The sequence below is a fragment of the Robiginitalea sediminis genome (assembly GCF_002198115.1).
Classification (GTDB): domain Bacteria; phylum Bacteroidota; class Bacteroidia; order Flavobacteriales; family Flavobacteriaceae; genus Robiginitalea; species Robiginitalea sediminis.
The window spans coordinates 434,309-448,565 of the sequence record NZ_NGNR01000002.1; the positions used below are offsets into that span (position 1 = coordinate 434,309).

The window sequence follows — 14,257 nt, forward strand, 5'->3', positions numbered from 1 at the left end:
GGAGGTGCAAAACCCATCCCGATTCCGGGGGCAGGAACGCCTATATTTCCCTATATTTAATACGTTTAACCAAAATCATCAAAAAGAGAACCATGAGAAGACTACTCCTGTTGCTCCTGGTGTGCACTTTGCCGCAGTGGGCGGGTGCCCAGGGCTTTGCCTTCAAGGCGGACGACATTGAAATTCCCTATGAACGTTTTGTGCTCCCAAACGGCCTGACCCTCCTGGTGCATGAAGACCATAAGGCCCCGATTGCAGCGGTCAATATCTGGTACCACGTGGGGTCCAAAAACGAAAAACCGGGCAAAAGCGGTTTTGCCCACCTCTTCGAACACCTGATGTTCAATGGAAGTGAACATTACAACGACGACTATTTCCAGGCACTGGAGCGTATCGGGGCTACCGACCTGAATGGCACCACCAACCAGGACCGGACCAATTATTTCCAGAACGTCCCGGTAAGCGCCCTGGACCAGGTCCTCTGGCTGGAATCGGACCGGATGGGCCACCTGTTGGGCGCCATAGACCAGGCCAGGCTGGACGAGCAGCGGGGGGTTGTGCAAAATGAGAAGCGGCAGGGGGAAAACCAACCCTATGGCAAGCAGTGGAATTACCTCACCTGGTCTATGTATCCCAAAGGACACCCCTATTCCTGGACGGTAATCGGGGAAATGGCGGACCTGAATGCGGCCTCCCTGGAGGACGTGCAGGAGTGGTTCAAAAGCTATTACGGCCCGGCCAATGCAGTGCTGGCGGTTGCGGGGGATGTTAACCCCCAGGAAGTATACCAGAAAGTAATGAAGTATTTCGGGGACATACCTTCCGGGCCCACCATAGAACGGCAGGAAATCAACATTCCCGACCATCCGTATGACACCTACCAGGTCTACGAGGACCGGGTGCCGGAATCCCGGGTGTTGTTTGCCTGGAATACCCCGCAGTTCGGGGCGAAGGAGGACATCCACTTCGACCTGATTGCCGCCATCCTGTCCAACGGGAAGAATTCCCGCCTGTACAAGCGCCTGGTATATGAAGACCAGATTGCCAGCTCGGCCTTTGCCTTCCAGGCATCCGCGGAATTGGCCAGCCGGTTTATCACCTTCGCCAACGTGAAGCCCGGGGGCGACCCGGACCACGTCCGGAAGGTTCTGATGGAAGAGATCGACAAACTCATCGCAGAGGGCCCCACAGAGGCAGAACTCAAAAGGGTAAAGGCGGATTATTTTGCAGATTTTATAAAAGGACTGGAACGCATAGGTGGTTTTGGGGGTGTCTCGGATATCCTGGCTTCCAACGAGACCTATTTTGGGGATGCGTCTTATTACAAAACCGTCCTGAAGTATGCGGAGGCCGCAACGGTAGCCGATTTAAAGGCCACGGCTGCTAAATGGCTGACCAAAGGCAAACACGTACTGGTGTGTAACCCCTTCCCGGAATACACCGTGGCCCAAACCGGGGCAGACCGGTCCAAACTTCCGGAACTCGGGCCCCAGAAAGCCTCGAGATTCCCGGATATCCAAAGGGCGGAGCTTTCCAATGGGATGAAGGTAGTCCTGGCCCAGCGCAGTGGAGTGCCTACCGTAGTCATGAACTTGATGTTCGATGCGGGATACAAGACCGACCACCTTTCCAGCCCGGGTACGGCAGAACTGGCCATGAACCTCATGGACGAGGGTACCAAGGAGCTGACCTCCCTGCAGATCAATGAGAAATTGCAGTTGCTGGGGGCAAGCCTGAGCACCTTCTCCAATCAGGACATGTCCAGTGTGTATATGAACACCCTTAAGCCCAGCCTGGAGGCGAGCATGGAGCTTTTTGCCGAGGTGGTCCTCAACCCGGCATTTCCCCAGAACGAGTTCGACCGCCTGCAGACCGAGCAGATCAACGATATCAAGAGTGAGAAATCCGCTCCGGTGGCTATGGCGCTTCGGGTGATGAACAAATACCTCTACGGGGAGGAGCATCCCTATGGCAACCCCTATACGGGAACCGGCTATGAAACTACGGTGGGGGCCCTTACCCGCAGTGACGTGCAGGCATTTTACGATACCTGGATCAAGCCAAACAATGCCACCCTGGTGGTTACCGGGGATGTCGCCATGAAAGACCTTCTGGCTTCCCTGGAGGACCATTTCGGGAAATGGAAAAAGGGAAATGTGCCGGAAATCCGGTTTCCTGAGCCCAAGCCCGGCAGCGGGAATACGCTGTATCTGATGGACCGGCCCGAATCCCAGCAATCGGTGATCATTGCGGGCCACCTTACCGAAAAATACGGGGACCTTCCCGAGGTTGCCCTCGAGCAGATGGTCAGTATCCTGGGAGGGGATTTTACCTCCCGTATCAACATGAACCTGAGGGAGGACAAACACTGGTCTTATGGGGCCGGAGGGTTTGTACTCGGGGCGCGAAACGAGCGCCCGTTTATTATGTACGCGCCGGTACAGACCGATAAAACGGCCGAATCGGTAACAGAGCTCAGAAAGGAGATCTCTGAATTTACCAGCACCCGCCCGGCAACGGCGGAGGAATTGGAAAAGGTTAAGACGAATCAAATCCTGAAACTTCCCGGGCAATGGGAGACCAATGCAGCCGTTGCCGGTTCGGTAGCCAGCCTGGTACGCTACGGGCTGCCGGATGATTACTACCAGACCTACGATGCCGCCGTGCGCAACCTGAGCCTGGACCAGGTCCGGGCTGTGAGCCAGCAGGTGGTACAACCCGGGGCTGTAAACTGGTTTATGGTTGGCGATAAGGCCAAGATCATCGAAAAGCTCGATGCCCTCGGTTTCGACCAGATTATTGAAATCGATGCCGATGGAAACCCCAAAACCCCGACCCTGAAAAGCACGGAGGTGGAGATGAAGAATTAACTAGAAAGGGCATTAAACAAAAACCCGCAACTTCCGTTGCGGGTTTTTGTTTGTTCTGATCTCGGGTACTCCGGAACCCCATCTGTAGGTAAAAGCCTAAAGGGGTGGGAAATGCTGCGGGTCGGCTTCGCTGATAATGCCATAGATCTTCTCGAAAATATCCTCTGTATTGGGTTTGGAGAAGTAATCCCCGTCGCTGGCATAGGCCGGCCGGTGTGCCTGTGCCGTAAGCGTCTGCGGCGCTGAGTCCAGGTACTGGTAGGCGCCCTGTCCCTCTACGATCTGCTGCATCAGGTATGCTGCACAGCCACCGGGTACATCCTCGTCTACCACCAGCAAGCGGTTGGTTCGCTTAACGCTCTCGCATACCTCGTGGTTCAGATCGAAGGGCAATAGGGACTGGGCGTCGATGACTTCGACCGAGATACCCACTTCTTCCAGTTCCTTGGCGGCCTGCAGAACTACCCTGAGGGTAGACCCATAGGAAACCACCGTTATGTCACGACCCTCGCGCATGGTTTCCACCTTGCCAATAGGGGTACAGTGCTCCCCGAGATTGAGGGGGACAGGTTCTTTGAGGCGATATCCGTTTAAGCTTTCTACCACCAGCGCCGGTTCGTCCGTTTTCATCAGGGTATTGTAAAACCCGGCGGCCTGGGTCATATCCCTGGGGACCAGCAAATATATGCCCCGCAACAGGTGAATAAGCCCACCCATCTGGGAACCGGAGTGCCAGATGCCTTCCAGGCGGTGGCCGCGGGTACGCACAATGAGGGGCGCTTTCTGCTTCCCTACCGTACGGTATAGCAGGGTAGCCAGGTCATCGCTCAGGGTTTGAAGCCCATAGAGCACATAGTCCAGGTACTGGATTTCGGCTATGGGTCTGAGCCCGCGGAGGGCCAGACCAATCCCTTGTCCGATAATGGTGGTTTCCCGGATGCCCGTATCGGCAATGCGAAGTGGGCCGTATTTTTTCTGCAGGCCTTCAAGCCCCTGGTTTACATCCCCGATGGCTCCACTGTCCTCTCCGAAGATAAGGGCCTTGGGGTACCTGGCGAAAAGCCGGTCGAAGTTGTCCCTCAGGATGATACGCCCGTCTGCCATTTCGGGATTATCCCCATACTGCGGCGGAACGGCCGGGATGGCAGTGGCCTTGTTGGACCATTCGGAATAGAGGTGGGAGCTGTAAAGCGGCTGGGTTTGCGCCATGAAAGCATCTATCCATGCTTTGAGGGCTTCCTTTTGAGGATGTTGTTCCCCGATGAGAAAGCGCATCGCCTTTCGAGCCTTGGAAATAAGATCCCGTTTCAGGGGCTCCTCCACGGCGATCAGGTCGTTTTTGAGTTTGCTGATGAAGGCCCGGTTGGGGCTGGCTTCAGCAGCCGCTTCCAGCAGGTCGCGCAACTCCTTTTTTTGCTGGAGGTGGGGCCCTAAAAATTCGGCCCAGGCTTCTTTTTTGGCGGTTCGCACCTCCCTTTTTACCTGCTTCTCCAGGGCAGACAACTCCTCTTCGGCCACGATCTGGTTCGCCAGGATCCATTCCCGGAACTTCAGGTTGCAATCGTGCTCCCGCTCCCATTTCAGGCGCTCCTCAGTCTTGTAGCGCTCGTGGGAGCCGGAGGTGCTGTGTCCCTGGGGCTGGGTGAGCTCTGTGACGTGGATGATAACCGGAATGTGGCTTTCCCTGGCGATGTCTCCGGCGTTCTCGAAGGTGTGGATCAGGGCGGTATAATCCCATCCCTTTACACGGAATATCTCATAACCCGGCTCGGTTTCTGTGCGTTTAAACCCTTTGAGGATTTCCGAAATATTTTCTTTAGTGGTCTGGTACTTGGCCGGGACGGATATCCCGTAGGCGTCGTCCCAGATGCTGATAACCATGGGCACCTGCAGGACCCCAGCGGCATTAACGGTCTCAAAGAAATGACCTTCGCTGGTAGATGCATTGCCAATGGTTCCCCAGGCCACTTCATTTCCGTTGTCCGAAAGTCCTTCGGAGGGCAGGTCCTTCAGCTTCCTGAAGAGCTTGGAGGCTTGGGCCAACCCCAGCAAACGCGGCATCTGGCCCGCGGTAGGGGAGATGTCCGGGCTGCTGTTAGGCTGGGCGGTGAGGTCTTTCCAGTTTCCGTCATCATCGATGCTGTAGGTGCCAAAGTGCCCACCCATCTGGCGCCCGGCACTCATGGGTTCCAGGCGGATATCCGTGGTGGCGTACAGGCCATGGAAAAAATCCTTGGGGGTTAGCAACCCCAGGGCCATCATAAATGTCTGATCCCGGTAATATCCGCTGCGGTGGTCCCCGTTGCGGAAGGCTCGCGCCATTGCCAATTGTGGCAATTCCTTGCCGTCCCCGAAGATTCCAAACTTGGCTTTGCCTGTTAGTACTTCCCGTCGTCCAAGCAGGCTGCACTCCCGGCTCGTAACGGCCACCCTGTAATCGGTTAAGATCTGTTCCTTAAAGTCGTTGTAAGAAATGTCTTTTTCAGGGTCTAGGTGAACTTCCATGGGCAGGTCAGGAGATTGTATTCAAAGGTACGCATTCCGGTGGTTATTTACAATGCCTAAATGGATTCTCATTAGAGAATTCACATCTACAACTCTGTATACCGGCTTTAAATTGCATATTCAACAAAAAAAGGAGGAAATATTACCAATATCACAATCAAAACCACTTCCGCGTGAACAGACCTGTCAGGGTCCTGGGGCTGATGGTGATGATGAATCGGATTCGGGAACTGTAGTTGGGTTGCGCGATTTCCCACCCCAGGTTGGAATACACAGGAAAGTAGAGCTCAAAGTAGTCGGTTACCAGGTTGAGCCGAATGCCTGAATCGTATACAAACCGGGCATCGCTCCCCGTGTTCCTCAGGAAACCGGCATCTCCATAGACCTCCAACCAGCGCCAGAGGTTAAAGCTCGCATTCCCGGTGAGCATCCAGTCATTCGCGAACGGATCGGGTAATTTGGATTTGAACCCCCCTTCTGCAATGATGATTTGTTGGCTAAGCAGTCCGGAATCCTCGGAACGACCCAGGAAGTTATAGTCGAATAAATAATCGGTAGGGCGGTCCAGGGCAAAGCTGAAATAGTCGGAATCTGTCCGGTTGCGCAGGAACACCCCGGCAAAGATCCGCAGGTTGAGCTGCCTGTTGTTGTCAAAAAGCCTTCTGTACTCGGCATTCAGGGCCAGTTTGCTGAAATCGGCTGCATGCTGCGCATCGGCAAACCAGGAAAAATAATTGATGATATGGTTGTGCAGGTAGCTGTACCTTAGGTTCAGTACGCTATAATCCGGTTCGGTCTCCAGGTTGTCTATGGCAGAATCTATGGTCCGAAACACGTTTACGTGCCGCAGTAATAAACTGGACCGCGTATTGGAAATCAGGTCCCTGGGCCTCCAGCCCAGTAAAATGGAAGGCGTCAGGGTGGAGTAGCGGGAGTTGACCTGAAAATGGTAGGACGAGCCCGAAAGCGACAGCTGACTGAGGTAGAACCCGGTCTTTTTATGGAATTTCTGATACGTTAGCCGGCCATAGCCCACCAGGGCCTTTTCCTTGGTGGCGTAGGTCGGGGCAAAGTCGAAGGTAAAGGGCCGTTGCAGCAGGGTCTTGTTGGTTAAACGGATGCCGGGGGTAATGCCGTCATAAAAGTTGTAATTGGCAACGGGGACCCAGAAGATCTGGTTGTAATAGGGGTTCTCACTGTCCCGGAAGAACTGGAATTTCAGCTTCTTATTCCCCGAGAAGAACCCCCCAAGGGTTTTCCAGTTGTCCCGCTGGTTGAATTCGGGGATTTTCTGGTCGTAATTCAGCACCAGCCTGCGTTCCCCCTGCTGCGGGATGGTAAAGGTCTGCGTATTGCTGAACCCTTTAAACCAGTACTGGGAGACCACCGTGTCCCGGTTGATCCCGGAGAGGGAGATGGGGACTTCGGCCCCGGTTTTATTCTTGAGCGTAACGGCTATGGAATCTCCCGTCTTCTTTACGGATTTTATTTTATAATCGATCTGTTTACTGGTGGTTACATAAGTGTCGAAGAACCAGCCCACATCCTTCCCGGCGTGGGACTCTATGAGGTTACGGAAATCTGCGGCCCCAACGGGCTTGAGTTTGTACGTTTCGTAAAAAATCTTGATTGCCCGGTCTATACTGCTCGCCCCGGCGTAATTGGCCAGGTAGGAAAGCCCCAGACCGGCCTTGTAGGTATTGGCGATTTTCTGGTTGAATTTGATCAGGGAATCGTTCGGAACACTTAGGGCCTGGTCCAGGTTGCGCCTGGCGGAAAGCATGTATAAAAAGGAATACTGGTCGTTAAAGTGCATCTGGGAAAGGTGGAAGCCTTTTAACATCCACCAGTTGGAGAGTTTCCCCAGAAGCTTCTGGTCGGGGTAAAAGGTCTCCACGTACCGGATCATCAGGTAGTTCACAATGGCATCCGTAACCCATTTTTCATCCCTGGGATTCAGAAAGAGCGTTTCCCGCATATAGCTGATCAGGGCGGTCTTCAGGAACTTCATCTCGAACTGGAACTGTTCCTCGTAGGGCCGGATAAAGGACGGTAACTGATTGAGTCCGTACAGTGGGTTTTTGTTGAAGTCTATCTCACTGACCAACAGCTGCTCATAGGGGAAATCTCCCAGGTTTTGATGAATAAACCGGGAAATCCGGTCTATGGAGACGCCCTGCATCACTTCATTGTACCTTGGGGACCGGATATCGGTCACTACCAGCAGGAAGGGTGTCAGGTGTTTCTGGAAGGGCCTTTCGGCATTCAGAATCACGTCGCAACTCTTGCGTTGTACACCCCGCAGGGTTGCCGACTGCCTTTGTGGCCTTTTAACCAGGTTAATATCCACATAATTGGTACCCAGGTAGAGGGAATCCGGGAATTCCAGATCTATCCGGGTATTGGTGATGTCGGTAAAGAGGTCCTCGAGGTTTTTGTTGGAATACAAGTGCCAGGTGCCGTCATACACGGCAGGGGTCAGGTACCAGTCCTTGAGGTAGTAGCTTCCGTTAGGGGAGTAGCCGTAAGGGGTATACCGGTTGGGGGGGAGCTTGACGGTATAGGTGATAAACAGGCGTGTGGAATCGCCCGGAGCCAGGGGTTCCCCCAGATCGAAACGGACGATGTCCTTGCCTTCCATGCGCTTCCACTGCAGCCCGCGGTAGACGTCATCTACAACAGAGAGGATATTGGTAGCGCCCCGCTCTTCTGGCTTGGCCAGATGGAGGGATTTTTTGAACTCCTCTGCGAAGCGCTTTGCAAGGGCCGTGCTTTTGTCCGAATAGGCATGGTTCCAGTCGTTGAAGTACAGCTGTGCCAGGGAGTCTTTCGAGGCATTTACATAGGTAAACTCCTGCTGGATTTCCAGCAGTTGCTCTTCTTCCACCAGGTTGGCCCTGACAGTATTACGGTGCTGGGCCTGGCTAACCGTGTACATGCAGCAGGCCATTAAGGCCAGCCGGCTGGTGTACTTCCGGTATGTGCGCAGATCCCACCCCATAGTTTTAGAAATTGGGGCTTAGCATATGGGCTTTATAGAACCCGTCTATGACGCCTACCACTTCTTCCGGGGTGTCTACCAGGTGGATCAGGTTCAGGTCATCAGGACTGATGTTGCCTGCATTGAGCATGGTGGTTTTAATCCATTCGAAGAGGCCGCTCCAGAAATCGGTTCCCACCAGGATAATCGGGAATTTCGCGATTTTCTCAGTCTGGATGAGGGTTATGGCCTCGAACAGTTCATCCAGGGTGCCGAAGCCCCCGGGCATCACCACAAAGCCCTGGGAATACTTTACGAACATGACCTTACGGACAAAGAAATAATCGAAGTCCAGGCTTTTGTCCTCGTCTATATACGGGTTGTTATGCTGTTCGAAGGGGAGGTCTATGTTAAGGCCTACAGAGGTTCCCCCTGCCAGCCTGGCGCCACGGTTTCCGGCTTCCATAATACCCGGGCCGCCCCCGGTGATGATCCCATAGCCGGCCTGGGAAAGCTGCCGGGCTGTTTCCACGCAAAGCTGGTAGTACGGGTGGTCTTCCCGGGTCCGGGCAGAGCCGAAAATACTGACACAGGGTCCTATCAGGCTCAGTTTTTCATACCCTGTAACGAACTCTCCCATTATCTTGAAAATGGCCCAGGAATCGTTGGTTTTGATTTCGTTCCAGCCTTTGTGGTGCTTTTCTTTCCTCATGTACTACTAACGCTAATTGTTTTGAATTCTTTATTTGCCGGTGGCGTTTTCTTCCACAGCTTCCCGTTCGGGGTACAACTCACGGCACAAAAACCGGGCCGTATGCCCCTGGGAGGAGGCGCAGACGTCCTCCGGGGTTCCGGTGGCTACTACGGTACCCCCGCCTCGGCCGCCTTCCGGTCCGATATCGATCAGGTGGTCCATCATCTTGATCACATCCATGTTATGTTCAATGATCAATACCGAATTCCCTTTGTCTACTAATTTGTCCAGAACTTCCATAAGTACCCGTATGTCTTCAAAATGCAGCCCGGTTGTAGGTTCGTCCAGGATGTAGAAGGTGTTCCCCGTATCCCTTTTGGACAGTTCCGTGGCGAGTTTTACCCGTTGGGCCTCCCCCCCTGATAGTGTCGTGGACTGCTGACCCAGGGAAATATAACCCAGCCCCACATCCTGGATGGTTTTCAGCTTACGGTAGATTTTCGGGATGTGTTCGAAAAAGGAAACCGCCTCGTCTACCGTCATTTCCAATACATCGGAAATGGATTTGCCCTTATATCGGATTTCCAGGGTCTCGCGGTTGAAGCGCTTGCCATTGCAGGTCTCGCAGTCAACATAAACATCGGGGAGGAAATTCATCTCGATCACCCGCAGGCCGCCGCCCTGGCAGGTTTCGCACCGGCCGCCCTTAACGTTGAAACTGAACCGGCCTGGCTTATACCCCCGGATGGCTGCCTCGGTGGTTTTGGCAAACAGTGCCCGAATTTCCCCGAAGACCCCGGTATAGGTAGCCGGGTTAGACCTGGGAGTCCTTCCTATGGGCGATTGGTTGATATCGATAACCTTGTCGATGTGCTCCAGGCCGCTTATGCTTTTGTAAGGCTTTGGTTTTTTGACCCCATTAAAATAATGGGCATTCATGATGGGGTAAAGGGTCTCGTTAACCAGGGTCGACTTGCCGCTGCCGGACACCCCGGTTACCCCGATCATTGTCCCAAGAGGGAAGGACACATCTATGGCCTTGAGGTTATGCCCGGTACATCCGGTCAGGCGGATTTGCTTCCCGTTGCCTTTCCGTCGCTCGGAAGGAACAGGTATCCGACGGGTGCCACTGAGGTACTCCGCAGTGAGGGTAGGGTGGGTGAGGATGGCCTCGGGAGGGCCTTCCGAGATGATTTCACCCCCGTGTTTCCCGGCCTTGGGCCCGATGTCCATCACGTGGTCTGCCTCTTCGATCATATCGCGGTCGTGTTCTACAACGACCACGGAGTTCCCCAGATCCCGCAGGGATTTAAGGGACCGGATCAGGCGGTTGTTGTCGCGCTGGTGCAGCCCGATGCTCGGTTCATCCAGAATGTAAAGCACCCCAACCAGCTGGGACCCGATCTGTGTCGCCAGGCGGATGCGTTGGGCTTCACCCCCGGAAAGGGTTCGAGAACCCCGGTTCAGGGACAGGTAATCCAGCCCCACATCGAGCAAAAAACCAACCCGGCTGCCGATTTCCTTGATAATCTCGGAGGCGATTACCTGCTGGTCTCCGCTGAGTTTCTCTGGCAAGGCTTCGAAAAAGGCCGCCAGTTCCCCGATGTCCATGCCCGCCAGGTCTGCGATACTTTTTCCGTCTACCCTGAAATAAAGCGATTCCCGGCGAAGTCTCGTCCCGCCGCATTCCGGGCAGGTTACCTTGTCCATAAAATCATGGGCCCACCGTTTGATACTGGTAGAATCGCTATTCTTGTATTGTTCCTGGATGAAACGTGCAATCCCTTCATATTCTATGCGGTACTGACGTTTCACCCCAAGGCTTTTGGAATCCACCGCGAAGCGTTCGTCCCCGCCGTTCAATATAATCTCCATCGCCTCATCCGGGATATCCCCAATTGGGTCGGCCAGATCGAAGCCATAGCGCAGGGCAATGGTCTCCAGTTGTTTGAAAGCCCAGGATTTTTTGTACTCTCCCAGGGGAGCCAGCCCCCCGGCACGGATAGATCGGGTAGGGTCCGGGATGATCTTCCTGAGGTTCACCTGATGTACGTGGCCCAACCCGTTGCAATTGGGGCACATCCCTTTCGGAGAATTAAAGGAAAAGGTGTTGGGTTCGGGTACCGGATAGGAAATCCCGGATTCAGGGCACATCAGGTCCCGGCTGAAAAACCTGGGATCTTCCTGGCCTTCCTCCAGGACCATCAGGACATCCTCCCCGGCGTACATGGCTGTCTGAATGGACTCGTCCAGGCGTTTCAGAGTATCCTCGGTTTCCGTTACCTGTAGGCGGTCTACCACGATTTCGATATCGTGAGTTTTGTACCGGTCTACTTTCATTCCCTTCTCCAGATCCCGGATTTCGCCGTCTACGCGGACCTTCACAAAACCCTGTTTGGCAATCTGCTCGAAGAGTTCCCGGTAATGGCCTTTCCGGGAGCGCACCACAGGTGCCAGGATGTTGATCCGCTTTCCCTGGTAGTCCGAAGCGATCAGGTCCCGGATTTGGGTATCCGTGTAGCTGACCATTTTCTTGCCTGTATTATAGCTGTAGGCATCCGAGGCCCGGGCAAATAACAACCTCAGGAAATCGTATACTTCTGTGACGGTGCCTACGGTAGACCGGGGTGAACGGGAAGTGGTTTTCTGCTCGATGGCGATAACAGGGGAGAGCCCGTCTATCTTATCGACATCGGGCCGTTCCAGCCCCCCCAGGAACTGGCGGGCATAAGCGGCGAAGGTCTCGATATACCGGCGCTGTCCTTCAGCGTAAATGGTGTCGAAAGCCAGGGAGGATTTCCCGCTGCCCGACAACCCGGTAATCACGACCAGCTTTTCACGTGGGATGGACACATCCACATTCTTCAGGTTGTGTACCCGCGCCCCCTGGACCCTGATGAATTCTTCTTGTTGGCTCACAGTATAAAACAAACAGCGAAATTACGATTTTAAGGCCGAAAACGGAAGGTGACTATAAATTTGATTATTCCTCCGGGCGGCCCTAATTTTGAGGCAAAACATTAAAACAAATATGGAAATACTCGGCATAGGATCCCGTATCCGCCACCCTGAACACGGCCCGGGAGTAGTTGTGAATGTGAGCTCCCGGCACTATTGGGTTTCCTTTATGGAGACCGGTCTTGAAACAATCGATGTCGATGCTGAATTCGAGGTCATTGAGGCCTTGCAGGACGATGTGGACACCATAAGTTTCTCGGAGGTGGAAATGACCCTGATCCGCATCCTGAGGAAGTGGAGCGATATTTCCACGTTGGTGCCCCTGGCCGACCGCTGGAAAGGGGGCTCCCTGGTGCTGAAACCCGGAGATCCGGGGCTTGCTGAAAAGGAAATACCCATCGACACCTTTTTTCATAAGATCGTCATGGTGCGGGACCGCCTTCGTGTCATGGAGCAAAAGATCAATGCACACCCCGGGATGTCAGATGCTGAAAAAATAGAGCTCCAGCAATACATAACCCGGATATACGGAAGCCTGACCACTTTTAATGTCCTCTTTAAATCCAAAGGGGACCAGTTTATAGGCGAACGTACCAAGTAAGGCGGGTAGCTTATACGGCAGGGCGCACTTCCTCCCAGGTCGCCACCTCAAATTCTTTTTCATCCACTGGCTGACCATAAAAGGCGCACGCCGGGGAAGCGCTGGTGCGGTTCGAAAACAGGCTGACACTGCCCTCAGTCCCCAAAAGCCCATAGTGACGACGCCTGTCGTACAACATCCAGGACTGGGACCCGAAGCGTTGTCGTAACCCTTTGCTCAAAAGGGGCAGGATGTCGTATTCGGGGCTTACATTACACCGGGCAGGTTGGGAACCGGATGGCGTAAAAATCAAACGCTTTTCCAACCGCTCCCTGGCAACCGATACTTTCATGGCCAGGTGGCTTACCTCGGATTCCAGCACCCGGCAGGTATCCCGGTCTTTCTGAGTTGCCGGTAAAAGCACCTGCAGATATCTCAGGAGCAAGGATTCAACCCCCTCGGCCTCCGAAAGGAAGGCAAAATATACCAAACGCTGCTTGGCTGTTCCTTTCTGCCCAAGCCATTCCCATAAGTAATGGGCGCGTTCCGGGTCGTAAGGCAGGAATTGAAGTGATGCAAAGAGGTTTGCCTGGGTTCCGGAAGCCTTGCGGACCGTGCGGGTCACATCGGAGGAGGCCAGCGCCCAGGAAGCTGCAGAGAGAAAACCTTTAAAGGTCCCATCGAAAATACCGGTTTCTGAAGTTGCCATACGTGTAATGATAAATGGATATATTCCAAAAATACGTAAATAATCCAAATATGGAAATAATCCGCAATAAATTTTGGAAATTATCCATAATTTGTATTTTTGACTTGACAGGATATCTAAGCTGTCTTAAAGTATATGGATCAGGACATCAGTATTAAAAGGTTTACCGAACTACGTCGGGAGCTCGGGTTTACCCAGGCCGAATTCGCAGAAAGGCTTGGCATTCCCAATACCACCGCGGATATCGAGCGGGGCAGGACGAAGCTGTCCGGCATGGTTGTAACCGAACTCCTGCGGCAGTTTAAGATAAACCCGCTCTGGCTTTTTGGAAATAGTGACAAGCAGCACCTGGAGACTTCCGGAGTAAGTGTTATGCCAAAAGTAGTCACGGTAGATTCGGCCGATAATGAAAATATTGTGTTGGTTAACGCCAAGGCAGCGGCAGGGTATCCGCAGAACATACAGGATACCAGCTGGTACCGGCAACTGCCGGCCTTCGACCTTCCCATTCCTCAATTCCGGAATGCCACTTACAGGGGCTTCCAGGTAGAGGGGGACAGTATGATGCCCAACCTGCGACCGGGCGACTGGGTCCTGGGCCGGGCCGTGGAGGACTGGAAACATGTGAGTGCTGGCCGAATATATGTAGTGGTCCTTCAGGATGCTGTCATGGTGAAGAAAATTGAAAAACTCCCGGGCAGTGGTACGCTCCGGTTGATTTCCCTCAATGAATCCTATTCCCCTTATGAGATCAGCGAAAGCCAGTTGCAGGAAGTTTGGGAAGTCAGCAGCAAGATCACTTTCGGCGTAGACGCCACTACGGAAAACGGCCTGTTGCGGCAATTGCAGCAGTCTATGGAGGAACTCAAGCAGAAACTGGGGCAGGCGTAACTCAGTATCCTTATTCGGGTGCGAATCTGGGGTATACCTTCACCTCGCACATTTTCCTAAAGAAATACGG

The 14,257-nt window shown here is 53.6% G+C and carries 8 protein-coding genes; 3 read left to right on the top strand and 5 right to left on the bottom strand.

The features are described 5' to 3' along the window. Window positions 1–92: 92 nt before the first annotated feature. Window positions 93–2,870: a M16 family metallopeptidase gene (locus tag CA832_RS08150; protein WP_088341084.1), complete on the top strand. Its 2,778-nt coding sequence runs from the start codon at window positions 93–95 to the stop codon at window positions 2,868–2,870. A 96-nt stretch (window positions 2,871–2,966) separates the two neighbouring features. Here CA832_RS08150 and CA832_RS08155 read toward each other — a convergent pair whose 3' ends face one another. From CA832_RS08155 to uvrA, 4 genes are all read right to left on the bottom strand, one after another. Further along, entirely contained in the window at window positions 2,967–5,375 is a 2,409-nt protein-coding gene (locus CA832_RS08155) for an alpha-ketoacid dehydrogenase subunit alpha/beta (protein ID WP_088341085.1), read from the bottom strand. 157 nt (window positions 5,376–5,532) lie between these two features. Further along, window positions 5,533–8,376: a gluzincin family metallopeptidase gene (locus tag CA832_RS08160; RefSeq protein ID WP_088341086.1), complete on the bottom strand. Its 2,844-nt coding sequence runs from the start codon at window positions 8,374–8,376 to the stop codon at window positions 5,533–5,535. A gap of 4 nt (window positions 8,377–8,380) precedes the next feature. Then, the gene (locus CA832_RS08165; protein ID WP_088341087.1) at window positions 8,381–9,067 is read right to left on the bottom strand and encodes an LOG family protein; all 687 of its coding nucleotides are present in this window, start codon (window positions 9,065–9,067) and stop codon (window positions 8,381–8,383) included. Between the two features lie 30 nt (window positions 9,068–9,097). Next, window positions 9,098–11,968, bottom strand: a complete 2,871-nt coding sequence (gene uvrA / locus CA832_RS08170) for an excinuclease ABC subunit UvrA (RefSeq protein ID WP_088341415.1) — start codon at window positions 11,966–11,968, stop codon at window positions 9,098–9,100. A 112-nt stretch (window positions 11,969–12,080) separates the two neighbouring features. Between uvrA and CA832_RS08175 the strand changes: the two genes are divergently transcribed. Then, complete coding sequence (locus tag CA832_RS08175) at window positions 12,081–12,608, top strand: hypothetical protein (protein ID WP_088341088.1); 528 nt, start codon at window positions 12,081–12,083, stop codon at window positions 12,606–12,608. Between the two features lie 10 nt (window positions 12,609–12,618). On the opposite strand, the gene CA832_RS08180 is transcribed toward CA832_RS08175, so the two are convergent. Then, window positions 12,619–13,296 carry a DUF4130 domain-containing protein gene (locus tag CA832_RS08180; RefSeq protein ID WP_088341089.1) on the bottom strand — a complete coding sequence of 226 codons (678 nt, stop codon included), beginning with the start codon at window positions 13,294–13,296 and terminating at the stop codon, window positions 12,619–12,621. Between the two features lie 135 nt (window positions 13,297–13,431). Here CA832_RS08180 and CA832_RS08185 point away from each other — a divergent pair, with 135 nt between their 5' ends. After that, window positions 13,432–14,187, top strand: a complete 756-nt coding sequence (locus CA832_RS08185; protein WP_088341090.1) for an XRE family transcriptional regulator — start codon at window positions 13,432–13,434, stop codon at window positions 14,185–14,187. Window positions 14,188–14,257: the final 70 nt, after the last annotated feature.

Excerpts from the sequence above, each read along its gene's own strand:
- CA832_RS08150 (WP_088341084.1), top strand. The coding sequence starts at position 93 with ATGAGAAGACTACTCCTGTTGCTCCTGGTGTGCACTTTGCCGCAGTGG.
- CA832_RS08155 (WP_088341085.1), bottom strand. The coding sequence starts at position 5,375 with ATGGAAGTTCACCTAGACCCTGAAAAAGACATTTCTTACAACGACTTT.
- CA832_RS08160 (WP_088341086.1), bottom strand. The coding sequence starts at position 8,376 with ATGGGGTGGGATCTGCGCACATACCGGAAGTACACCAGCCGGCTGGCC.
- CA832_RS08165 (WP_088341087.1), bottom strand. The coding sequence starts at position 9,067 with ATGAGGAAAGAAAAGCACCACAAAGGCTGGAACGAAATCAAAACCAAC.
- CA832_RS08175 (WP_088341088.1), top strand. The coding sequence starts at position 12,081 with ATGGAAATACTCGGCATAGGATCCCGTATCCGCCACCCTGAACACGGC.
- CA832_RS08180 (WP_088341089.1), bottom strand. The coding sequence starts at position 13,296 with ATGGCAACTTCAGAAACCGGTATTTTCGATGGGACCTTTAAAGGTTTT.
- CA832_RS08185 (WP_088341090.1), top strand. The coding sequence starts at position 13,432 with ATGGATCAGGACATCAGTATTAAAAGGTTTACCGAACTACGTCGGGAG.